Here is a 21,950-nt window from a genome sequence, read left to right on the forward strand (position 1 = left end):
GCATGATACATGATGATGATAAAGAACGGTTCGTACAGGCGCTGCTGGGCTGGTTTTCCGTGAATATGCGCGATCTGCCGTGGCGCCGCGATTATACTCCGTACCGCGTCTGGGTATCGGAAATAATGCTGCAACAGACACAGATGGAACGGGGCGTGACCTACTTCAACCGCTGGATGGGGCGTTTTCCCGATGTGGCCGCCGTGGCGCGCGCTGCGGAAAACGATGTGCTGAAGGCATGGGAAGGTCTGGGGTATTATTCACGCGCGCGTAATCTGCACAGGGCTGCCCGTCTGATAATGCAGGAGCACGGCGGGGTTTTTCCCTGCCGGTATGAAGATATCAGGGCGTTGCCCGGTGTGGGCGACTACACCGCAGGGGCCATAGCGTCCATTGCATTTCAGCAGGATGCCGTGGCTGTGGACGCCAATGTGGAGCGCGTTTTTTCGCGTCTGTTCGACATTGATACTCCCATAAAGGAAAAGGAAAACGCGGCCTTTGTGCGGCATACGGCGCAGAGCCTGCTGCCCCGCGGCAAGGCCCGCCTGTTCAATCAGGCTCTTATGGAGCTGGGCGCGCTGGTCTGCGGAAAAAAAGCCCGCTGCCCGCTGTGTCCCGTGCAGCAGTGGTGCGAGGCGTTCCGTCTGGGGATTGTGCAGGAACGTCCGGTGCTTACCGCCCGCAAATCCATAGTGCCTATCGAGGTGGCCACCGGCTTTCTGGTGCATCAGGGCAGGATATTTATTCAGAAACGACCGGAAATGGGCGTATGGGCAGGATTCTGGGAGTTCCCTGGCGGCTGCATAGAGCAGGGGGAGACTGCGGAGGAAGCCGTGCGGCGCGAGTTTATGGAAGAGACGGAGTTCGACGTTGTTCCGCGGGAAAAGATAGCCGTGGTGCGTCATGGCTACACCACATACCGCGCCACACTGCATTGTTATCTGCTGGAACTGCGTGGCGGCAGTGATGTGCCCGTACTGCATGCGGCTACGGAAAGCCGCTGGGTGCGTTTTGCCGAGCTGGACGGCTATACGCTGCCTGCGGGGCACCGCAAACTTGTGGATATGATGGCCGGCAGCCTGCAGTGGCAATGGCTGCAGGGCGGCTAGTCCGCAGTGCCCGTTGCGCCGGAGCCCCCTGCCGTGCGGGGTGTTTCAGCCTGACCTGAAGTACGGTCAGGGTCAGGCAGGGCGCGTGTCATGTCTATGCGTACCCTGTCACCCGGTTTCAGTGTGTCGTGCATGGCATATACGGTCAGCCCGGTACCGGCCGCATGTACGGTATAGCGCACATGGTGGCCGCCGTAACGTACGGCAAGCACTTTGCCGGGCCCTGCAGGGTCCGGGGCAAGCAGCAGCGCTTCGGGCCGCACGCGTATGCCGGCCGGACCGTGCGGCAGCCCCAGCTGCAGGCAGGCTGCGGCATCCAGCACATTCACGGGTCCCAGAAATTCAGCCACACTGCCGGCAATGGGGGCGTTGTGCAGGTTCTCCGGCGTGTCGTACTGCTCCAGCCTGCCGTTCAGCATCACCCCGATGCGGTCGGACATGGCAAAGGCTTCTTCCAGATCGTGGGTCACACTGATGGTGGTTGTGCCGAAAGTCTTCTGTGTGCTGCGTATGAATTCCGCAGTGGACAGTTTGAGGTTGCGGTCAAGGTTGGCAAACGGTTCGTCTAGCAGCAGCACGGCGGGATTGACCACCATGGCGCGGGCGATGGCGACGCGCTGTTTCTGCCCTGCGGAAAGCTGTACCGGATATCTGCCGGCCAGTTCATGCAGCTGGAAAAAATGCAGCATTTCCTCCACCCGTCTGGCCCGTTCTGGCCGCGGCGTGCGCCGCGCTTTCAGTCCGAAGGCCACATTGTCGTGCACGGTGAGGTTGGGGAAAAGCAGATAGTCCTGAAACACCATGATGGCAGGATGCTCCGGTTCTTTTTCCCAGAGTGCCCTTTTTTTTGCTGTGCCGGTGCGGGCAGACCCGAAAAAAGCACCTCTCCGGCATGGGGGTGCTCCAGTCCGGCGATGATGCGCAGCAGCGTGGTTTTGCCGACGCCCGAAGGCCCCACAATGGATACTATGTCGCCTGCCTGTGCCGCAAAGCTCACATTGTCCAGCACGGGCCTGTCCGCGTAGCGTATGCTTATTCCCCGTATTTCAATATGCATTCGATGTTTTCCAGATAGGATGTGATGCGGCCGTATGTGAATTCGTTGCGCAGGGTGCGGTCGCCGCGGCTGTACTCATACCATGCCATGAAGCACCACGAAAGTGCCCGCAGCAGAATGGTGCGTTCCAGTACGCGGGTGCGCAGGTGCAGGGCTTCCAGTGCGTCTGCGTCGACGCTGCCGTGCCGTGCCTGCAGATACGCACGCAGAAAGTCCGTGCGGCTCTGCGCATCAAAGGTGAAATCCGTTTTCCAGCGCGTGGTGGTGGGCACCAGAAAATGGCCCAGATCCTGATGACAGTACGAGATAACGGCTTTTTCCCAGTCCACAAGGCACAGGCCTATTCCGGCCTGTTCGTTGCCTCTGCGCGGGTGCTGCGGCGGCAGGACTATGAAGTTGCCGGAATTGACCTCGGTGTTGGTGATGACCTGCGGTTCACCGGCAAACAGCTGTGCCGTGTCGTCTGCCAGACGCAGGACGGTGTCGCGGTAGTTCAGCAGCCGTGTACGGATGTCGCTGCGCGGGTGGTCCGGCTGGCGGTGCAGCAGACCTGTACTTTCCCGCGCGATGTCGCGCACCGGATCAGGCTGCGCGATCATGCCCCCCCGCGGCGGCAGAGGGCAGCCGTGCACCCGGGCGAACAGGCGGGCCGCATCGGCCGCGTGCAGGCGGTAATCAGGCGGTGTGCCCGGAATATATTCCATCAGCATGGCACCCTTGCCGGGGCCGTGTTTCCACGGCAGCGGGTCCAGTGCATAGGGCTGCGGCGTCAGGCCGCTGGAGGCCACATGCCGCAGTACCGAAAATTCGTACTCCGACTGGTTCCGCAATCCCAGCTGGCTGCCGTGGTTGATGCGCAGCACCGCCGCACGTCCGCCGCACTGTACCAGCCAGTTTTCATTGTATTCACCGGCGGCCAGAAAACTGACCTGCCCGGCGCTCACGGGCTGGCTCATCCAGTTTTTTTCTGTCAGATATGCGGCTAAGGTGGTGGCACGGTTCATGCTGGCTCCTTTTTATATGCTTTTTGCAAATGCGCGGCACAGAGTAAGCTAATCGCTGCGTGCTCACAACCTGCCGCGTCCGCGTGCATGCGCCGTCCGGCACATGCCGCCGGTGTAACATCCGCCCATCGGGAGATATATGACTTCAGCACACAGCGCCGCCATGTGGATGCGGTATCCCGCTTTTCTCAGAGAACGTCTGCTGCATGGCAGTGCAGGCAGTCTGCATCTTCTGCAGGCGGCTTCCGACATGCTTTCCGCGCTGGAAACGGCTCCGGTGGCCGACAGAATGTTCTGGTGGCATACCGGACGGGAGCTGCTGCTGGCAGCGTGGGAGGATGACTGTCTGAATATCCGTCTGGGCGGGCAGCTGCTGGAACTGGACGGTCACGCCCGCCGGCAGGAGGGGCGCCCCTGGCTTTCCGGTGCGTTGCGCAGTGCGCTGCAGGCCCTGCAGCAGTCCGGTGCTGTGCCGGAGAATCTGCGTTACTACCAGCGTCTGGCCGCGCAGGGTGATTACGGACGCTGCATGCGCTACCTTGACGGCGAACGTGCAAAGCATGGGGATAACATCTGGTGGGTGCAGCAGGTGTGCGCCGTGGGTGAACTGACCGGCAATGCGGAATGGAGCCTTGAGCATGTGCGCCGGTATGCGGCGACTGCTCCGCAGGCACTGCAGCCGGTGCTTGCCTATGCCGGTGCGGGGCTGTGGCTGTGTGCGGGCCGTGCTGATACCGCGGAAGCCGTGCTGGAGCAGCTGCATGCGCAGGCCGGAGAAGTAACCGCTGCCGGTATGCTGTGCGGTGTGGCCGCAAGGCTCGGGCATATCCGCCAGCTGCAGGGACACAGCCATGAGGCGCTGCGGTTGTGGCAGGATGTGCTGCGTGCGCGTCCTTTTCATGTTTCGCTGGCTCTGCGCGCGCACGCCGTGCGCGGCGGGCTGCATGTGCCCGCCTGCAGCACAGGGCTGGGCAGGGTGGCGGCGCTGCTGTATTCATATAACAAGGCGGCCGATCTGGATGATGCCCTCAGCCATCTGGCGCACAGCGCGCAGCAGCTGCACACCATTGTGGCGCTGGACAACGGCAGCACGGACGGAGCACAGGGCACGGGCGCCGTCATAGACGCGTGGGCGGACAGACTGGGCGACAGAATGCATGCCGTGCATCTGCCGGTGAACATCGGCGCACCGGCCGCCCGCAACTGGCTGATGCATCTGCCGCAGGTCGCGGAGTGTGATTTTGCCGCCTATCTGGACGACGATGCGGCCCTGCCTGCAGACTGGCTGGGGCATATGGCCCGTGCGGTGCAGGTGCGTCCGGCCGCTTCCGTCTGGGGCGGCAAGATAGTGGACGCCGCTGCCCCGTACATCGTGCAGTCCGCTGACCTGCATCTGACCATGGCCGGTTCCGCAGATGATACGCCGGAGCAACGCAGCGCGCTGGCCGGTGAATCGCTGGTCTCGGTGCGGGCGTGTCCGTTCAATGTGTCCGACGTGCACGCGCAGGTAACGGACTGGGGGCAGTTCGACTACATCAGGCCCTGTATTTCCGTCACCGGCTGCTGTCACCTGTTCCGCACCGCCGACCTGCTGGATTCCGGCGATTTTTCGCTTATGTTTTCGCCCACGCAGTATGACGATCTGGAGCATGACCTGCGCATGGCGACACAGGGGCGGCATGCCTGCTATACGGGATTTCTGACGGTGCGGCACATGAAGCGTACCGGCAAGGCGGTCCGCATGAGCGCCGCGCAGTACGGCAACGGGGCGGGCAATAAATACAAACTGCATAATATGTATCCGCCCGAAAGCATTGTCCGGCTGCGGCGGGCGGAACTGGATATGCTGGAACGGCATTTGCTTGAAACGCTGGCAGACGCCGGTTAGGTGCCTCTTCCGCTGCGGCGGGGCTGCATCTGGGGCATATTTCATCAAGATTGCCTGCGGGGTGCGGGCGGCGGAACCAAGGAGCCATCAAACCATGCATGTCAAATATCTGATCATCGGTGCCGGTCCCACAGGGCTGGGAGCAGGAAGACGCCTGCGCGAACTGGGAGAAAACGATTTTCTGCTGCTGGAACGCAACGCCTACTGCGGCGGTCTGGCCACCAGCTTCACCGACGATGCGGGGTTCACATGGGACATCGGCGGCCATGTGGTTTTTTCGCATTACGACTATTTTGACCGGCTCATAGAGTCTCTGCTGGGTGACGCCTATCTGGAACACCAGCGCATTGCGCGGGTACGTATTGCGCAGCGCTGGATTCCGTATCCCTTTCAGAACAACATCAGGCATCTGCCCCGTGACATGCAGTGGGAATGCGTGCAGGCGCTGTTGCCGCATATCAGAACACAGGTGCAGCCGCACAACTTCCGGCAGTGGATTGAATATGTGTTCGGCGCAGGTATAGCACGGCATTTCATGCTGCCGTACAATTTCAAGGTGTGGGCCACCCCGCCGGAGCTTATGGCCTATCACTGGATAGGCGAACGGGTAAGCGTCATCGACCTTGAAATGGTGTTGAAAAATCTGGTGCTGGAACTGGATAACGTGAGCTGGGGCCCCAACAACATGTTCCGTTTTCCTCTGCACGGCGGTACCGGAGAGATTTTTCACCGCATGGGTGCGCAGCTGGACGGCCATGTGCGTCTTAACACCGCCGTGGTGCAGGTGGACCCTGCAGCGCGCACCGTGCGCACTGCTGACGGTGATGTCATCAGCTATTCGTATATGCTGAACACCGGCCCGCTGGACAGGCTGGTGCTGGACTGCATAGACACGCCGCACACCATGCTGCGCGATGCGGCGGGCAGGCTGAGCCGCAACGGTGTTTTTGTGGCGGGCGTGGGGGTTGAAGACACCCGCGACGATGACACCTGCTGGATGTATTTTCCCGAAGATGACTGCCCCTATTACCGCCTTACCAATTTTCATAATTATTCACCCAATAATGTGGCGTTGCCGGGCAGGCAGCGGGCCCTGATGGCCGAAACCTCGTGGTCGGAACACAAGCCCGAAGATCTTTCGTCCCTTATGGACAAAACGGTGCAGGGACTTGTGAATACCGCCATGTTGGACGAAGCGCACCGCGACCTGATAGTCTCGCGCTGGAGCATAGCCGTGGATTACGGCTATCCTGTGCCCACGCTGGAGCGTGACGGCGCCCTGCGCACTCTGCATCCGTGGCTTGAAGAGCACGGCATCAGTTCCCGCGGCAGATTCGGGGGCTGGAAGTACGAAGTGGCCAACATGGATCATTCCGTGATGCAGGGGGTTGAGTGGGCCGAGCGCATGGTGCAGGGCACGCCGGAAACAACTTATACTATTCAGGAAAAGTGATGAACGCGGAACATTATGCGCGGCGGCGCGAACGCCTGCGTCCGCTGCTGCGCGAAAACGGGCTGGACGCCCTGCTTGTCAGTCTGGATGCCAACCGGTTTTACCTGAGCGGTTTTGAACTGCATGACGCGCAGATAAATGAAAGTTGCGGCCGTCTGCTCATAACAGCCGACGGACCGGACTGGCTGTGCACCGACCCGCGGTTTGAAGAGGCGGCCCGCCGTCTGTGGGACAGGGAGCACATTTTCATTTACAGCGGCAATGCCGCGGAAAGACTGCGCGAGTTTGTAAAGGGACGTTTTTCCGGTGCCATAGGATACGAGTCGTCCTGCGTCAGCATGGCGTTTTACGATTCGTTCGCCGGAGGATTGTCTCTGAAAAAGGCCGACGGGCTGGTTGAAAAGCTGCGTGTGATAAAGGAACCGGAAGAAATCGCACGTCTGGAACGCGCATGCGCCCTGAACCACAGGTTGATGGAATGGCTGCCGCAGGTGCTGTATCCGGGCAGAACCGAGGCGCAGGTGGCGTGGGACATTGAAAAGTTTTTCCGTGAAAACGGCGCCTCCGAGCTGGCTTTTCCCAGCATTGTGGCGGCCGGAGCCAACGCGGCCATGTGCCATGCCATTCCCGACGACACGGTGCTGCATGAAAACTGCCCCCTGCTGGTGGATGTGGGCTGCCGTGTGGACGATTACTGTTCTGACCAGACCCGTACGTTCTGGGTGGGAGACCGCCCTGCGGACGAGTTTCTGCGCACCCGCGACATGGTGCAGCACGCCCAGCGGGTTGCCATCGACATCATGCGCCCGGGCATGCCCCTTGCCGATGCGCACAATATGGCACTGGCCGTTTTTGAACGGCACGGCGTGGCAGCCGCATTCACGCATTCGCTGGGCCACGGCATAGGGCTGCAGACGCACGAGGCGCCCGCGGTCAACCACCGCACCGATGCCCGTCTGGAACCGGGCATGGTCATCACCGTGGAACCGGGGTTGTATTTTCCTGTATGGGGCGGTGTCCGCTGGGAATATATGGTCCACTGCACCGAGGATGGTGTGCGGGTGCTGTAGCGCTGTTCTGCGGCGTGTGTGCCGCATCTGACTGCCGACGGAAAAACCGGCCGGAAAACGCGCAGAGTGTGTTTTCCGGCCGGTTTTCTGTTTGTTTCAATATGTTTCAGGTTCGGCGCAGGTCTGCGGTGGCTGCAAACACCTTTTCCGGTATCCAGCCTTCTTTTTTGTCCGGTGGTTATAGACATTGCCGGATGCTTGCAGTAGCCCAGTATAAGATTTCTTTTATGTTTAAACGGTTCAGTCTGCGCGTGTGCAACGTTTTCTGGCTGTAAATGCCACCGCATGCTGACAAGGGTTGCGACATAATGGAACGTCCCCGGGCGTGCCGACCGCAGGCATTCGCATGGTTCAAAAGCGATCGACAGGCAAAGACGGCGTCCCGTTGTCCGTGGCCGATGAGCGAGGAACTATATGGGAATACGACACAAGTTGTTATTGCTGCTGGGTATTTGTGTTGCGGGATTCGGTGCGCAGTTTGCCGCGGACCGTACAGGCAACATCCTGACGCAGAATGTGCTGACGCTGGAAAGGCTGGCTGTGGACGCCAAAGAACAGGTGCTGCAGGTCCGCCGGCAGGAGAAGAACTACCTGCTGCGCACGGACAGCGAGTCGCTGGACAGTGCGCGGCAGAGTCTGGAAGCCATCAGAGACAGCCTGCGGCGCATAGCTGCGCAGCAACCCGAGGCCGCCCGGCAGACAGAGCGCATTCTTGACCGGCTGGGTGTTTATGCCGGAGCTTTTGAAGCCGCCGTACAGGCCCACAGTGCTCTGGGTAATCTGGAAACGGGTATCGAGCATGATTTCATCATGGCGGCCAGAGAGCTTGAGTCGGCCGTGGATGCTCTGGGTGACAAAGATGTGCTTGTCGTGCTGCTGCAGCTGCGGCGGCAGGAAAAGAATTTTGTGATGCGCGGCGGAGAGTTGTACGTTGACAGGGTGGATGCCCTGCTGAAAGGACTGGAGCGCGGTCTGGCCGGAAACAGCGAACTGCTGGACAAGCTGCGCGGCTACCGGCGTACTTTCAACGCCTATGTGGAACAGCACGGGGTGAAGGCTCGTCAGACCGCCTTGATGGTGGAAGCGGGACAGCAGCTCGAGCCGTCCATACTGGCTTTGCGCGAGAACTTTGCGCGGCAGCGCGGAGAGATGGTTGCCCGTGTGGAAATGGTGACGCTGGGCGTGGGCGTGGGGGCGACATTGTTTGTGGTGGTGCTGGTACTGTGGCTGCTGCGTTCCATTGTTGTTTCACTGGATGCGTTGCAGCGCTATTCCGCGGCGGTTTCCGGCGGAGATCTGACCGCTGTTCCGCAGGGTGAATTCAGCGGTGAACTTGCCCGTCTGCGCGATGATATCATGGCCATGGTTTCCGGGCTGCGCAGCCAGATGCAGGAAGTGGCCCGCAAAGAGCACGAAGCGTTGCAGCAGGCGCAGCGCGCCGAGAGCGCAACGCAGGAAGCTTTGAGAAAAGAACATGAGGTGCGCAGTCTGTTCGGCAGAATGCAGGGGGTGGCGGAACGCACCGCAGAGATTTCCGGCAGGCTTGCAGAGTCGGCCGCAGGGCTGCACCATCAGGCGCAGACCGCTGCCGACGGCGCGCAGGTGCAGAAGGACCGCCTGACGGAAACGGCCACCGCCATGGAAGAAATGACCGCCACGGTGGTGGAGATAGCCCGCAATGCAGGCAGCGCGTCGCAGGCGGTGGCTGTCACGAGAGAAAAAGCCCAGCAGGGGCTTGGTGTGGTGGCCCGTTCGGAAGAAGCCATGCGCAGAGTGAACACTATTGCTCAGGCCTTGCAGGAAGATATGGCCCGCTCCGGACGCGATGCCCAATCCATCGGTCAGGTGATTGATGTGATAAATGAAATTGCCGACCAGACCAACCTGCTTGCGCTTAACGCGGCCATAGAAGCCGCACGTGCCGGTGATGCCGGACGCGGTTTTGCCGTGGTGGCGGACGAAGTGCGCAAACTGGCCGAAAAAACCATGGCCGCAACCAGAGAAGTGGCCGAGAGAGTACATACCATTCAGTCGGCCACGCGCCAGAATCAGGCCAGCATGACCGAGGCTGTGGAATCGGTGGATGAGGCCAACCGGCTGGCCGCGGGGTCGGCAGAGGCGCTGCGCGAAATTGTCCGTCTGGCCGATGATGCCGCCGGGCAGGCGCAGTCCATCGCTGCCGCGTCGGAACAGCAGTCCGCAGCATCGGAACAGATAACCCGGGCGCTGGAAGCGGTGAACTCTGTGGCCGACACCACCACGGAGGGTATGCACGCCATGCTTGATTCCGCTGACGGGCTGGCCCGGACAGCGCAGGAACTGGACGGGCTGATAACCGAACTGAACCGCTGAGAAACAGCGGCGGGTGTATACAACCGGCGCAGCACGCCGGGATAAACGGAAAAAGGGCCGGTGTCTCCATGGGGGGCACCGGCCCTGTCGTGCGGTTGCGGGGCGTGCTTGTGCCGCGCTGCCGGCAGCGGGGTACCCGCGTGTGGCGCGGCTTTTCTTTTTCAGACAGGAAAATATTTATCACCGACTAAAAAAGTCGGGATGATGCGTTGACAATATCCTACGCTGTGGGTAGGAATTAAATCATACCGATTAGGTATGAGTTTGCAGGCGGCTCGCACAGGGTGTTGCCGGGGCGGAAAGCAACCACCGCCGCGCGGAGTGGCAACCGCGCAAAGCCGGCGCATTGCAGGCCGTGGCAGAAGCGGCAGTGTCCGCTTCACATGCTGAAAGGTGCACGGAGGGTGCACCACATCGGGAAGGGCGTTCTTTACTACACACCAAACCAAGGGTGGACGGTATGCAATCTCAGGAACTCTTCTCACTGGCAGAGGCCGGCGACACCAATGCCCAGTTTCATCTGGGAGCCATGTTTTACGAAGGACGCGGAGCCGCGCAGGACTACGCCAAGGCAGCCGACTGGTTCGGGCGGTCTGCCGGGGGCGGTTACCACGAGGCCCTGAACATGCTGGGTGTGATGCACTATCACGGTCAGGGTGTGCGGCAGGATTTCACCCGCGCGGCGGACTGCTTCCGTCTTGCGGAACGGTACAGCTTTAATGATGAGCCGCTGTATGATGACATAGCGGCGGACTGGCGCGACAGGCTGCTTTCTCCCGAAGCGGTGGACAACAAACGTCAGTTTCTGCACCGGGCGCGCGTGCTGGGAGGTGAAGCACGGTACGGTATCGGCTCGGGTCTGTGCGGCACCGCTGCGGAGACTGCCGTCAGCCATGCGGCGCGGGGGCTTTTCGGGTCGGCCGCGGCGCTGGGCAACGGCAGAGCCATGTACTCGCTGGGTGTGATGTGTCGTGACGGTCAGGGCGTACGCGCCAGCAAAACCCGTGCGCTTATGTGGTTTATGCTGGCAGACCGTGCGGGACTGGCCAAGGCGCGCGAAGCGCGCGCCGCGCTTGAGGCGGGCATGCAGCAGGCAGAGCTTGAGCGTGCGGAAAAACTGATGCGCCGCTGGCTGCGTGTATATCCTGCCGATACGGAACTGGCTGCTGCGGCGTAAGCCGCCGGCGGTGCCGCGCTTTGCGCCTTTTGTCCGCGGGCGGGGCGGCGGGTGCGGCACAGACGAGTCCGGTCTTTTCCGGTCCTGGTGAGTACGGGTGCGGCGGCTGCGGCTGTACGGGCCGCATGCCGGACTCGCCTGCGATGCTGTAACGGTTGACGGGCAGACTGCTTTGCAGAGCTGTTCTGCCGCGGGGCCGGTATCACACAGCCATGGCACGGGATACGGTATCCAGCAGAACACCGGTTGCAGCCGGTCTCTGCACCACGGGTACCCCTTTGCGCAGGGCGGCGGGACGCGGTCCCACGCTGCTCACCACGACCACCGGAGTATGTCGCAGTTCAGGGTCGCGCCGCATGCGGGCATAAAAAATGGTTCCGCCGGGGCTGGGCATGTCCATTTCCAGCGCCACGAGATCCGGCTTTTGTGTGCGTATGACATCCAGCCCTTCGCGGGTGCACGCGGTGACGGTCACCTGATACCCGTTGGCGGAAAGCACATCGCAAAGAGACCGGCGTTCTTCGGTGTTGCAGTCCACAACAAGAATTCGCTTGCTCATTGTTATTTCCTTCACAAGGCATGCTGGTTAAAACCCCCGCCGTCGCTCAGGACGGCGGGGGTTGGTTGTTCTGCGGGCAGAATCAGGCAGCCGCCGGAGTCTGTCCTTTCAGTTTGCCGAGGTTGCGCAGCAGTTCCACAACCACGCCGAGGCCTTCTTTGGCTTCTTTGGAACCCAGAGCTCCCACCACGCCGAATACGCCGCAGGGCTTGGCTTTTTCCATATCCAGCGCGCCGAGCATTTCCACTGCGTTGGAAAGGAAACGCTGGACATTGGGGTCGGCCAGCTGCTGCAGCAGACGGGTGAGATACACAAGCGATTCGCCCATGCGCTCAAAGTCTTCCGGGCTGTTGGCGGCCAGAATGTTGCCGCCGGCGTTTTTCAGCGCACCCATTTTTTTGAACACGCCTTCCTGTTCCCACCGGCCCAGTCCTGCGATGACATGGGGCCATGTGGGCGCAATGCCGGGATGGATGGTGCGCCACAGGTCGATCAGGTTTTCAAGCTGATCAAGCGTGTAGTTGATGTTGCGCACGCTTTTGAGCCCGCGGAAACCGAGTTCTTTTATATCATGCAGATTCACATCACCCTGCAGGTCCTGACAGGTTTCAAGGCTCAGCAGGAACATGTGCTTGATGATGGGATTCATGTCTTCGACAAGCTCGCGCATGGCGGTGCCGCGCTCTTGCAGCTCGTCAAGGCGCTCCTCCATACGTTCGAGCTTTTCGAGAATGCGTTCTTCGTTGGTCATGTCTTACCCCCCGACCTATTTCTTGCGCAGCAGGGAAATATCCTTGCCGTGCAGGTACATGTTGGGCTCCAGAGGCAGGTCGTGACCCTTCAGCATCAGGTTGAAGTACACCCACTTGAACATGAGCTTGCCCCAGTAGTTGATGTGGCTTTCGGCCAGCAGTTCGCAGGGGCCCACACCCGGGAAGGGGAACATGCCCGGCAGGGGTTCCACATCGTAGCTGAAGTCGATGAGCGAGGCTTTTTCGTAGCCGGTCAGGATGAAGCAGGTGGAGTGCCCGTCAAAATGGTGGTAGTGGCCGGAACCGGTGAGGTCCGCCATCAGGTTTTCGGCGACGATGTCCGCTTCGAAGTGTGCGACCGAGCCGGCCTTGGAGGTGGGCACGTTGGTGCCGTCACCAAGGATATACATATTTTCCCAGCGCTTGGACTTCAGAGTGCCCTTGTCGGTTTCCAGGAAGCCGACTTCGTTGCCGATTTCGCTGTCCACCACATAGGTGGGGCCGAAGTTGGGCGGAATGGAGACAAGCAGGTCGTAGTTGATTTCGTCACCCATGACGGATTCGATGACCTTGCGCTCGGCATCCACGTTGTCCACCACATAGTTGGTGGTCACCTTGATGTTTTTCTTGTCGCACAGTTCGCCCAGAATGCGGGCGCCCACCGGCTTGGTAAAGGCACCTGTCAGCGGAGTGACAAGCTCTATCTCGATATCGTCGCGCACGCCCATTTTGGTGAAGTACCAGTCGGCCATGTAGACGAATTCAAGCGGTGCAACCGGACACTTGATGGGGCTTTCGCAGATATGGTGAACCAGACGCCCTTTTTTGAACTGCTTGAGCTTTTTTTCAAGGGCCACTGCGCCGTTGGGTGTGTAAAAATCGTGGATGTCGCCGTGCCAGTCGTCCATGAGGCCGTCGACTTCTTCGGGCGCAATACGGCAGCCGGTGGATACGATGATCCAGTCATAGGTGTGCTTGCCGTTTTCGCAGGTAACCACTTTTTTAACAGGATCCACGTTGACGATGGTGTCCTGCACAAATTCCACGCCACGGGGAATGAACGACTTTTTGGGGCGCTCGCAGTCCTTCAGGTTGTATATGCTGAAGGGCACAAACAGCCAGCCCGCCTGATAATGATGGGTGAGGTCGCGGTCGATGATAGTGATTTCCCACTCGCGTTCCGACAGCTTTTTCCTCATTTTGGTGGCAATCATGGTACCGCCGGCACCAGCACCAAGAATGAGCAACTTTTTCATGCCGTTCTCCTTTATGGCGCTTCCAGTCAGGAAGCGTGTAATCTTGTTACGCCCCTCCAGTGGCAAAATGGAGCGGCGGGTATCCTTCCGGCCCCCGGATATCCGTGGGCGTTGTCGAACGCCCGGCGGAAAAGGCGGGCGAGCGTTTCCTTATGGTTGTTCCGCTACGGGGCAGGGCAGCCGTGGCTGCATGAGCATTGCCCCTTGGCGGTAAGCAGCGTGTCGCAGCAGCGCCCGGTGTTCATCCCGCGGGAAGAAAGCAGCTTTTCGCGGCCGGTATGCGGACCGGATTCCGCCTGCTGTGCTTTGGCGGGGCGGCTGTTTTTCTGGGGCGGTTCGGGCAGGCTGGTGCATTCGGGGGCGGGGTCGTTCAGCAGGTCCAGCAGGGTTATGGCGTCCAGTGTGCGTTCAAGGGCGCGGCTGACGCCTGACCACATCTGGCGGGTACGGCACGATTCCTTGGAACGGCAGCGTTCCGGATCGTCGCAGCAGTGTGTCAGGTCTATGCCGCCTTCCATGGCGCGTACCACATCGCCCAGACTGATCTGTTCAGGGCGCATGGCCAGCATGTGACCGCCGGTGGCGCCGCGGACACTTTCCACCAGACCGGCCTGCTTCAGCGGGCGGATGAGCTTTTCCACAAACTTGATGGAGATACCGGAACGATCTGCCAGAGCGGCTGCAGGAATGGGGGCTTCGTCGGCATGGCGTGTAAGCATGACGAGAATTCTCGATGCGTAGTGTGACGATGCAGAAATGCGCATGTGTCTCTCCCGGTTCCATCCATGCCGGCATCGCGGACGGCGGCGTGGATTGTGTAAAGCGGATTTAATTTATCTAGATTAATACAGTCTGGATTAAGCAAAAGCAGACCCCCAAAATCCAGACTTGTTTGGTCTGATTAAGACAATCGAATCCCCCCTGTCAAGGGAGGAGATTAAAAAAATGTCAGTAAATTGCAGGGTATTGATATTTGTGAAAAAAAGTCTTTTTTTGAGTGGGTGTTCAATCTGCTTTGCAGGGGGTGTGAGAGTGCTGCTATAGCGTTGCCGGCTTGAATATATACCGGAACAGGAGGAGATTACGCGGGCGGTCGCTCACCCTGTGACAGACGCATGCATTGCACCGCGCCGGATGCATACAAAACAGGCGGCCCATCGGGGCCGCCTGTCTGCGGTGTTTTGTGTCAGCCGGATGCTGCTAGCGCAAGGTCAGCGAAACTCCGGGTTTCTGTGCGGCTTTTCCGCCCTGTCTGCCGGTGATATCAGGCTGTACCAGCAGCAGCCTGCCGGCCACATCGGGACGGAGGGCAAGGATGGCCTGACGCACGGCTCTGGCCCGTTCCAGTGCAAAAGCGCCGAGGTCTGCATCGCTTACGGCGGTGCTGCGGCGCAGAAAAGCCTCCATGAATTCAACCGGCTGGTCTTTTACGATGCCGAAGAGCCCTGTGGGTTTGGCTTCAGGGTCGTCGGAAGGCTCTTCTTCGTATGCGGAGCGCAGATATTCAGGATATTCCTCGGCGGTCACCATGACTTCCGCGGGAGACGTCGCCGCCCTTTCGCTGCGCGGCAGGTCCAGATATTTGCGGGTTTTTATGCGCAGGTCAAAGGCGGCTTTTTCCAGCGCCTGCCTGTCGCGTACGGCGTCGGCCAGCCCCTGTATTTCCAGCTCCAGTCCCGGCCTTTCGGCCAGTGCGGTGGCGATGGATGATATTTTCTGCTCTGCCGCGGCATCCAGTGCGGTGCTTCCGGCAGACATTGCCACAAAGTCCAGATCTTCTCCGCCGCCGAAGAGTCCGCCTATAAGCGCAAAGGGCGATGTCATGGCCTTCATGACCAGATTCACCACGGCCTGCAGCACTATGCCGCCCACCCGGAAGTTGGGGTCGTCCAGCCGGCCGCGGACCGGCAGCGAAATGTCGATGTCGCCTCCGGGGCCGCGCAGCAGGGCTATACCCAGCTCCACAGGGTAATTGGGGGCGTCGGGGCGTCTGTCTTTTTCTCCCAGCGCCAGCCGTGCCACATGCAGCCGGGTGTCGGATGTAAGCAGCCAGTCCTCGGTTTTAAAGCGTGATTCGACATCCAGCCTGCCCCGTTTGACGGGATAGGCGATGCCCTGCAGCGAGTACGGCGAAAACGCCACAAGGTCGAGGTTGGCTATGCGCAGGGCCAGATCGGAATACGGTGGTGAAACCAGCGGGTTGAGCGCTCCCTGCAGTGTCAGCGGAACACCGTTCAGCCTGCCGTCGACCCTCAGGTCGGGGCGTGAAGCCGCGGAAAGGGAAACTGACGAGAGGGTGGCATTGAGCCCGGCCAGTGTCAGTTCAAAGGGCGGCGAAACAGAGACGTCGCGGAAATGCACCGTGCCGTCGCTGATGAAGGCGCCGCCCAGCCGTACGTCTGAAAAGTGCTTTTCCAGACCGGCAGGGGATGCGCTGTCTTTGTCTGATGCCGGTGCTCCGGGCATGGTGGCATTGACGGCCACACGCATCTGCACATCACCGTCTGCACCGGTTTGCGGCAGCACTGATTCTTCTTCCGGAATGCCGGTTACGTCTGCGGTAACGGTGGCGTCTGCCACGGCGGTGGCGTTGACCTGCACGGGTCCGGCACGCAGTACCCGCTGCAGGTTCAGCATGCCGTCCTGTTCCCGCAGGATATCCAGTTTCGGCTTTTCAAGGCGCACGGTCTCTGCGGAAAGAGTTTCGGCCGCGCCGTCAAAGGCGATGCCGTTGACGGCCAGACTGCCCAGCGATGCGATGCCGTCTTTGTGCATGGCGTCGCGTACCAGTACATCTCTTACTGCCACGCTGCCGCCGGCACGGATGCCCTGCATGCCGTTGCCCCGCACGGAAACGCGCAGGTCGCTGTCCACACCGCCTTTGGCCAGCACCATGTCGGTGACGGCTGCAAGGTACGGATCAAAGGCCGCCAGCGACATGTTGCGGGTGGAGGAGCGTACGTCGGCACGCAGCGGGTCGCGGGTCAGGGAACCTTCTGCGGCAAGCCTGCCGTGCGGCAGCCAGTTGCCGGAAAAACTGAACTCCACCGGCGCGGCGGCATCGCTGCCGGCACCCGTCACATCCAGATTGATGCCGGTGACCGTCAGCCGTGCGGCGCGGGGCAGGGTTTCATCCAGCAGCACACATTCGCTGTTTTGCAGTGCGGCCTTTTGCACGGTGAACGACCACGGACTGCCGTCGTTTTCCTGCGGGGCGGTGTCCTCTGCCGTTCCGGCCGTGCTGTGTTCTGTAAACAGCCGTTGCAGGTCCATACTGCCGCTTTTTTCCCGCACCATGCGGACAAAGCCGTCGCGCAGCGTGATATCCGCCACCTGTGCCTGACGGCTGTCCGGACGTATCTGCACGCCGGAAACGGTCAGTTCGGGTATGCGGATGCTCGGTGTTTTATTGCCCTGTTTGCGCAGTTCCAGTGCAGAAAGGGTAATCCCCGCATCCTGCACGGTGGCGTTCAGGGTTGCGCCCGCGCTGAATGAAGCGCGGGCACGGGCACTCAGCCTGCCGCTGTCCAGCAGCAGGGGCTGTGCCTGATGTATATACGGGGTGAACAGACGCAGGTCGGTGTTGTTCAGAGATGCCTGTATCTCGCCGCTCAGGGGGTTCAGTCCCAGAGTGCCTTTCAGCGCGGCGGTTCCGGCTCCCTGCATAGAGATGCCCACAGAGCCTTTGCCGCCGGTTGTGCTCAGATTGTTCAGTGTTATGTCCAGCGGGCCGAAGGTGTGGTTGAAGCCGCCTTCGACCATGTTGTCATGCAGGGCCACCGAACCGCCGGTAACCGATGCCGCATCAAGCTGTATGCTGAAGCCGAAGCCGTCTGCCTGCTTTGCGGTCTGTCCGTCTGTGTTTTTCGGCACGGTGGCGTTTGCGGCAGCTGCTGAACGTTGCACCGGCGCCATGTTTTCCTGCGCGGCAGCAGGAGGAGTGAGCAGCGCCGCCGCATAGCGTTGCCAGTTCAGCTGCCCCGACGCGCTGCGCGTGATGTCCGCAAAAGGTTTTGTCAGTACGGCGCTGCGGACGTGCAGCAGCTGTTCAAACAGGGAAAACCTGCCGATGTCGTATGAGAATGCATCAAAACCAAGGACTTTCTTTTTGCCGTCGTACAAAGCCACATCGGCCAGTGTGCCGTTGCCGCTGATATGCAGCAGCGAACCCGAAGCCTGTTCGGCGAAAGAGAAATTGACAGCGGTTGAAAGCCGTCCGCTGGCGAGTTCCAGCGGAATTCCGGCGGGAATATACTGCCAGTAATCCTTCAGTTCGATGTTGTCTGCGGCAAAGATGAAGTCGGTGCGCAGTTTGTTGCCGAAAGGAACTATGCGCCCCTCGAAGTCGACGGCATTGCCGTTGACGGTGGCGTTCATACGCGGTTCCACGGGAGCGTCCCTGTCTCCGGCCAGACTGGAGGTGAACGGTACCTGCAGATTGAGGTCCGTCACGGTGTGGGTGATGCCGTGGGGCGTGTCACGGAAGACGATGGAGCTGTTTGTCAGCATGAAATTGCGTACGGCAAAAGGAAATACCGCGTCGTCCTGCCCGCTGTCTTCCGGCCGGGCTTCGGCGGAAGGAGGCATAAGGTCGGAGAAGTTGTATTGCCCCTTGCCCATGAATTCGAGAGACACCGCCAGCCGGTCGATGGATATATAGCGGATGACCGGCGCCCGGTAGAATATGGTGGTGATATCCGGTGCCGCCCTGACGGAGCGGAAGGAGATGAACGGACCGGAGCCGTCTTTGCGCAGCACGGCGGTATCGCGCAGCTCGACGGAAAGCGTGAACGGGTTGAACGACATGCCGCCCACGGAACAGTTGCGTCCCAGAGCCTGCGACAGGTTGCTTTCCACAGCGTCGCGCGCGATGTGCGGTACCAGAAAAAAACCGCCGGCTGTCCAGACGGCAAGCAGTCCGGCCAGCCAGAGTATGGCAAGTTTTGCTTTGCGCGGCAGGGTGTTCCAGCGTTGTGACAGATTCATGGGAGCCTCCGGTCATATGACGTGATGCCCGCACCATAGCGCAAGCAGATGCTCTTTTCCAGAAGCGTATCTGCTTTTCCCGAAAAGAGATGCTGACGGAACGGGGCGGCGGAAGGCTGCGCGTTTCCCTTGGGTGCTGCGGCAAAGGTTGCGCCGTGGCACCCAAGGGCTGCAGGGAATTGCGCGGGGTGATCGGCAGGGCCTGTGGTCGGACCGGCATGCGGCGCCGCATAAAAAAGCCCCCGCTGCGGCGGGGGCTCTGAGTGCTGTGACGGATCAGCCGATGCGGCCGGGACCGTCGGCGGCGTCGGGCTCCACGGGCACGCTGCGGATCTTCACCAGGAAGAAACCGGCGCACAGCACAGCCACGGCAATGCCGAAAACCTGTGCGATATCCATGGAAAGGCCGAAGCCGATTTTGGCGTAGGCAAGGTAGGTTGCGCATACTGCCGTCATGAATGTGGCGGGGATGGATGCCATCCAGTGTGCCTTGCCGTGGCGGACAAGATACATGGCGCCCGCCCACAGCACGATGGTGGCCAGCAGCTGGTTGGAAAAGCCGAAGTAGCGCCAGATGACTGCAAACGGCGTGAGCGTGATGGCGTAGCCGACTGCGAACAGCGGCACGGCAATGAACAGACGCTTGACCGGTGCCTTCTGAGGCAGCTTGATGAAGTCGGCAATGATGAGACGGGCGGAACGGAAAGCCGTGTCACCGGAAGTGATGGGCAGAACCACCACGCCGATGATGGCAAGGAAGCCGCCTATGGGCCCCATAAGGGTCATGGATACAGTATCCACCACGGCTGCGGGGCCGCCGTTATCCAGCACGGCCTGCAGTTCTCCGGGGGTGTGGAAAAAGCTCATGCCCAGAGTTGCCCAGATAAGGGCGATGATGCCTTCGCCGATCATGGCGCCGTAGAATATGGGGCGTCCGCATTTTTCATCGGGCACGCAGCGGGCCATCAGCGGAGACTGCGTGGCATGGAAGCCGGAAATGGCACCGCAGGCGATGGTGATGAACATCAGCGGCCACATGGGCAGGTTTTTGGGATGCAGGTTTTCAAGCGTGAGACCCTGCGGATAGAATTCGTATCCCTTGGCGATGAGCATGATGGTCAGGCCGAACGCCATGATAAGCAGCACCACGGCGAACAGGGGGTACAACCGGCCGATGATTTTATCCACGGGCAGTACGGTGGCGATAAAGTAGTAACAGAAAATGATGCCCGTCCAGATCATGGTGGCGGTGGCCACGGCGCCGTCGCCTTCAAGGCCGAAGCCCAGCTTGACTGCCAGCAGCTTTGCCGGACCGAGAACAAACACGACGCCCACAAGCAGCAGCAGAATGACGGCGAACACGTTCATGAAGTGCTTGGCGAAAGAACCAAGGTTGTAGCCGACGGCGTCGGGGATGGATTTGCCGCTGTAGCGCACCGACATCATGCCTGCGAAGTAGTCGTGCACAGCACCCGCGAAAATAGATCCGATGACAATCCACAGCAGGGCCGCGGGACCGTACAGCGCACCCAGAATGGGGCCGAAGATGGGACCCAGACCGGCAATGTTCAGAAGCTGGATCAGCCAGATTTTTTTGGGATCCATCTTCACATAGTCCACACCGTCTTCCATGGTGCAGGCCGGTGTGGCCCGGCATTCATCCGCGCCGAAGGCGCGTTCCACTACCTTGCTGTATACGGCGTAGCCGACCAGCAGTGCTGCAACAGCCAGAAAAAAGTACAGCATGACTCCACTCCTTTTTCAAAACTCCGGTTCGATGCGCGGGGGCGCATCCCTCCTCCGCCAGAAAACGGGCTGCAGCGGCAGGCCAGCCGTCCGGTGCCCGATGGTCTGATTGTAGAAAGTTATACTCTTATTCCGGAGCGCTGCAAACGTGCAGGCACGAATTGCACTTGCAGGGGATGAATTGCCGGTCAAGGGGTGTCAGTTGCATCGGTGCATAAAAAAGAGCATCCGCCATGGGCGGATGCTCCGTTTTTTGTGTCATATGCTGCCGGTAAAGGCTGCTCAGCGCACAATAAGTCTGAGGAAACGTTTTTTACCCAGCCGCACGACATACTCGCCGGCAGTCAGGGGCGTGTTGGGGTCGTCCAGTTTTTCGCCGTCCAGCGAAAGGGCTCCCTGTTTGATGAGGCGTTTTGCCTCGCCGCGTGAACCGGCAAGCCCGGAATCGGCCAGAAACGCCGGCGGAGTACTGTCTTCGCCGCAGGAGCACGAGAACTCGGGCATGTCGTCGGGCACACAGCCCTGCGCAAACACGGCATTGAAGCCCTGACGCGCTTCGGCGGCTTTATCGCTGCCGTGGTACTGCGCGGTGATGTGTTCGGCCAGCTCTTCCTTGGCTGTTTTGGGATGCAGCTCGCCGCTTTCCACCCTGCGCTGCAGCTCGGCAATTTCGTCCAGAGTTTTGGTGGTGATAAGTTCGTAATAGCGCCACATCAGTTCGTCGGAAACGGACATGAGCTTGCCGAACATGTCGGCGGGCGGTTCATCTATGCCCACATAGTTGCCCAGCGACTTTGACATCTTTTTGACGCCGTCAAGCCCTTCGAGGATGGGCACAGTGAGCACGCACTGCGGTTCCTGACCTTCCTGGCTCTGCAGATGTCTGCCCACCAGCAGGTTGAATTTCTGGTCGGTGCCGCCCAGTTCCACATCGGCTTCAAGCGCCACGGAGTCATAGCCCTGCACGAGGGGATACAGAAATTCATGGATGGAAATGGTCATGTTGCTGCGATAGCGCTTTTCAAAGTCGTCGCGTTCCAGCATGCGGGCAACGGTATATCGCGAAGCAAGACGGATGAAATCGGCTGCGCCGAATTTGTCCATCCATTCGGAGTTGAACCGCACCTCGGTTTTTTCAGGATCCAGAATTTTGAAGACCTGTTTTTTATAGGTCTCGGCGTTCTGCAGAACCTGTTCGCGGGTGAGCGGCGGGCGGGTTTCGGAACGGCCCGAAGGGTCGCCGATCATGCCGGTGAAGTCGCCGATGAGAAAGATGACCGTGTGGCCCAGCTCCTGAAAATGACGCAGCTTGTGAATAAGGACGGTGTGTCCCAGATGCAGGTCGGGCGCGGTGGGGTCGAATCCGGCCTTGACGCGCAGCGGTCTGCCTTTGGCAAGCTTCTTTTTCAGTTCTTCTTCATCGATGAACTCCGCACTGCCGCGCAGAATCGTCTTGAGTTGTTGATCCATGTCCATTGTCACACTTCCATGTAGTTGTATTTGATCGGGCTGGTGTTGCAGAGAACGGCACTGATGTCAAA

General features: G+C 60.2%; 16 protein-coding genes. 6 read left to right on the top strand and 10 right to left on the bottom strand.

The features are described from left to right. Positions 1 to 2: 2 nt before the first annotated feature. A complete protein-coding gene (gene mutY, locus ACZ5D1_RS01175; RefSeq protein ID WP_011366367.1) occupies positions 3 to 1,109 on the top strand; it encodes an A/G-specific adenine glycosylase in 1,107 nt (368 codons plus the stop codon). Here mutY and ACZ5D1_RS01180 read toward each other — a convergent pair. From ACZ5D1_RS01180 to ACZ5D1_RS01190, 3 genes are read right to left on the bottom strand one after another with little or no spacing between them, the layout of a single operon-like run. After that, entirely contained in the window at positions 1,106 to 1,912 is an 807-nt protein-coding gene (locus ACZ5D1_RS01180; protein ID WP_464555637.1) for an ABC transporter ATP-binding protein, read from the bottom strand. The genes mutY and ACZ5D1_RS01180 overlap by 4 nt on opposite strands. Beyond that, on the bottom strand, positions 1,846 to 2,166 hold the full coding sequence (locus tag ACZ5D1_RS01185) for an ATP-binding cassette domain-containing protein (RefSeq protein WP_464555639.1): 321 nt from the start codon (positions 2,164 to 2,166) through the stop codon (positions 1,846 to 1,848). The genes ACZ5D1_RS01180 and ACZ5D1_RS01185 overlap by 67 nt, the downstream gene beginning before the upstream one ends. Then, positions 2,142 to 3,170 carry an aminoglycoside phosphotransferase family protein gene (locus tag ACZ5D1_RS01190; RefSeq protein ID WP_464555641.1) on the bottom strand — a complete coding sequence of 343 codons (1,029 nt, stop codon included), beginning with the start codon at positions 3,168 to 3,170 and terminating at the stop codon, positions 2,142 to 2,144. The genes ACZ5D1_RS01185 and ACZ5D1_RS01190 overlap by 25 nt, the downstream gene beginning before the upstream one ends. 139 nt (positions 3,171 to 3,309) lie before the next feature. On the opposite strand from ACZ5D1_RS01190, the gene ACZ5D1_RS01195 reads away from it, so the two are divergent. From ACZ5D1_RS01195 to ACZ5D1_RS01215, 5 genes are all read left to right on the top strand, one after another. Next, positions 3,310 to 5,058: a glycosyltransferase family 2 protein gene (locus tag ACZ5D1_RS01195; protein ID WP_464555643.1), complete on the top strand. Its 1,749-nt coding sequence runs from the start codon at positions 3,310 to 3,312 to the stop codon at positions 5,056 to 5,058. A 94-nt stretch (positions 5,059 to 5,152) separates the two neighbouring features. After that, positions 5,153 to 6,511, top strand: coding sequence for a protoporphyrinogen/coproporphyrinogen oxidase (locus ACZ5D1_RS01200; RefSeq protein ID WP_027182530.1), 1,359 nt, complete (start codon positions 5,153 to 5,155; stop codon positions 6,509 to 6,511). Beyond that, positions 6,511 to 7,581, top strand: coding sequence for an aminopeptidase P family protein (locus ACZ5D1_RS01205; RefSeq protein WP_011366372.1), 1,071 nt, complete (start codon positions 6,511 to 6,513; stop codon positions 7,579 to 7,581). Before ACZ5D1_RS01200 ends, ACZ5D1_RS01205 begins: the two co-directional genes overlap by 1 nt. A gap of 414 nt (positions 7,582 to 7,995) precedes the next feature. After that, entirely contained in the window at positions 7,996 to 9,933 is a 1,938-nt protein-coding gene (locus ACZ5D1_RS01210) for a methyl-accepting chemotaxis protein (protein ID WP_464555647.1), read from the top strand. Positions 9,934 to 10,393: 460 nt separating this feature from the next. Beyond that, a complete protein-coding gene (locus ACZ5D1_RS01215; RefSeq protein WP_011366374.1) occupies positions 10,394 to 11,110 on the top strand; it encodes a tetratricopeptide repeat protein in 717 nt (238 codons plus the stop codon). A 202-nt stretch (positions 11,111 to 11,312) separates the two neighbouring features. Here the strand turns inward: ACZ5D1_RS01215 and ACZ5D1_RS01220 are convergent, their stop codons facing one another. From ACZ5D1_RS01220 to tyrS, 7 genes are all read right to left on the bottom strand, one after another. Beyond that, positions 11,313 to 11,669, bottom strand: a complete 357-nt coding sequence (locus ACZ5D1_RS01220) for a response regulator (protein ID WP_011366375.1) — start codon at positions 11,667 to 11,669, stop codon at positions 11,313 to 11,315. An 82-nt stretch (positions 11,670 to 11,751) separates the two neighbouring features. Further along, positions 11,752 to 12,420: a DUF1641 domain-containing protein gene (locus tag ACZ5D1_RS01225; protein ID WP_011366376.1), complete on the bottom strand. Its 669-nt coding sequence runs from the start codon at positions 12,418 to 12,420 to the stop codon at positions 11,752 to 11,754. Between the two features lie 15 nt (positions 12,421 to 12,435). Further along, on the bottom strand, positions 12,436 to 13,677 hold the full coding sequence (sqr, locus tag ACZ5D1_RS01230; RefSeq protein WP_011366377.1) for a type III sulfide quinone reductase, selenoprotein subtype: 1,242 nt from the start codon (positions 13,675 to 13,677) through the stop codon (positions 12,436 to 12,438). Between the two features lie 164 nt (positions 13,678 to 13,841). Next, complete coding sequence (locus ACZ5D1_RS01235; protein ID WP_011366378.1) at positions 13,842 to 14,441, bottom strand: RrF2 family transcriptional regulator; 600 nt, start codon at positions 14,439 to 14,441, stop codon at positions 13,842 to 13,844. Positions 14,442 to 14,877: 436 nt separating this feature from the next. Then, positions 14,878 to 18,663, bottom strand: a complete 3,786-nt coding sequence (locus ACZ5D1_RS01240; protein ID WP_011366379.1) for a DUF748 domain-containing protein — start codon at positions 18,661 to 18,663, stop codon at positions 14,878 to 14,880. Positions 18,664 to 18,939: 276 nt separating this feature from the next. Further along, positions 18,940 to 20,409, bottom strand: coding sequence for a carbon starvation CstA family protein (locus ACZ5D1_RS01245; RefSeq protein WP_011366380.1), 1,470 nt, complete (start codon positions 20,407 to 20,409; stop codon positions 18,940 to 18,942). A 282-nt stretch (positions 20,410 to 20,691) separates the two neighbouring features. Next, positions 20,692 to 21,885 carry a tyrosine--tRNA ligase gene (tyrS, locus tag ACZ5D1_RS01250; RefSeq protein ID WP_273194770.1) on the bottom strand — a complete coding sequence of 398 codons (1,194 nt, stop codon included), beginning with the start codon at positions 21,883 to 21,885 and terminating at the stop codon, positions 20,692 to 20,694. Positions 21,886 to 21,950 lie beyond the last annotated feature (65 nt).

Source organism: Oleidesulfovibrio vietnamensis (assembly GCF_055388115.1).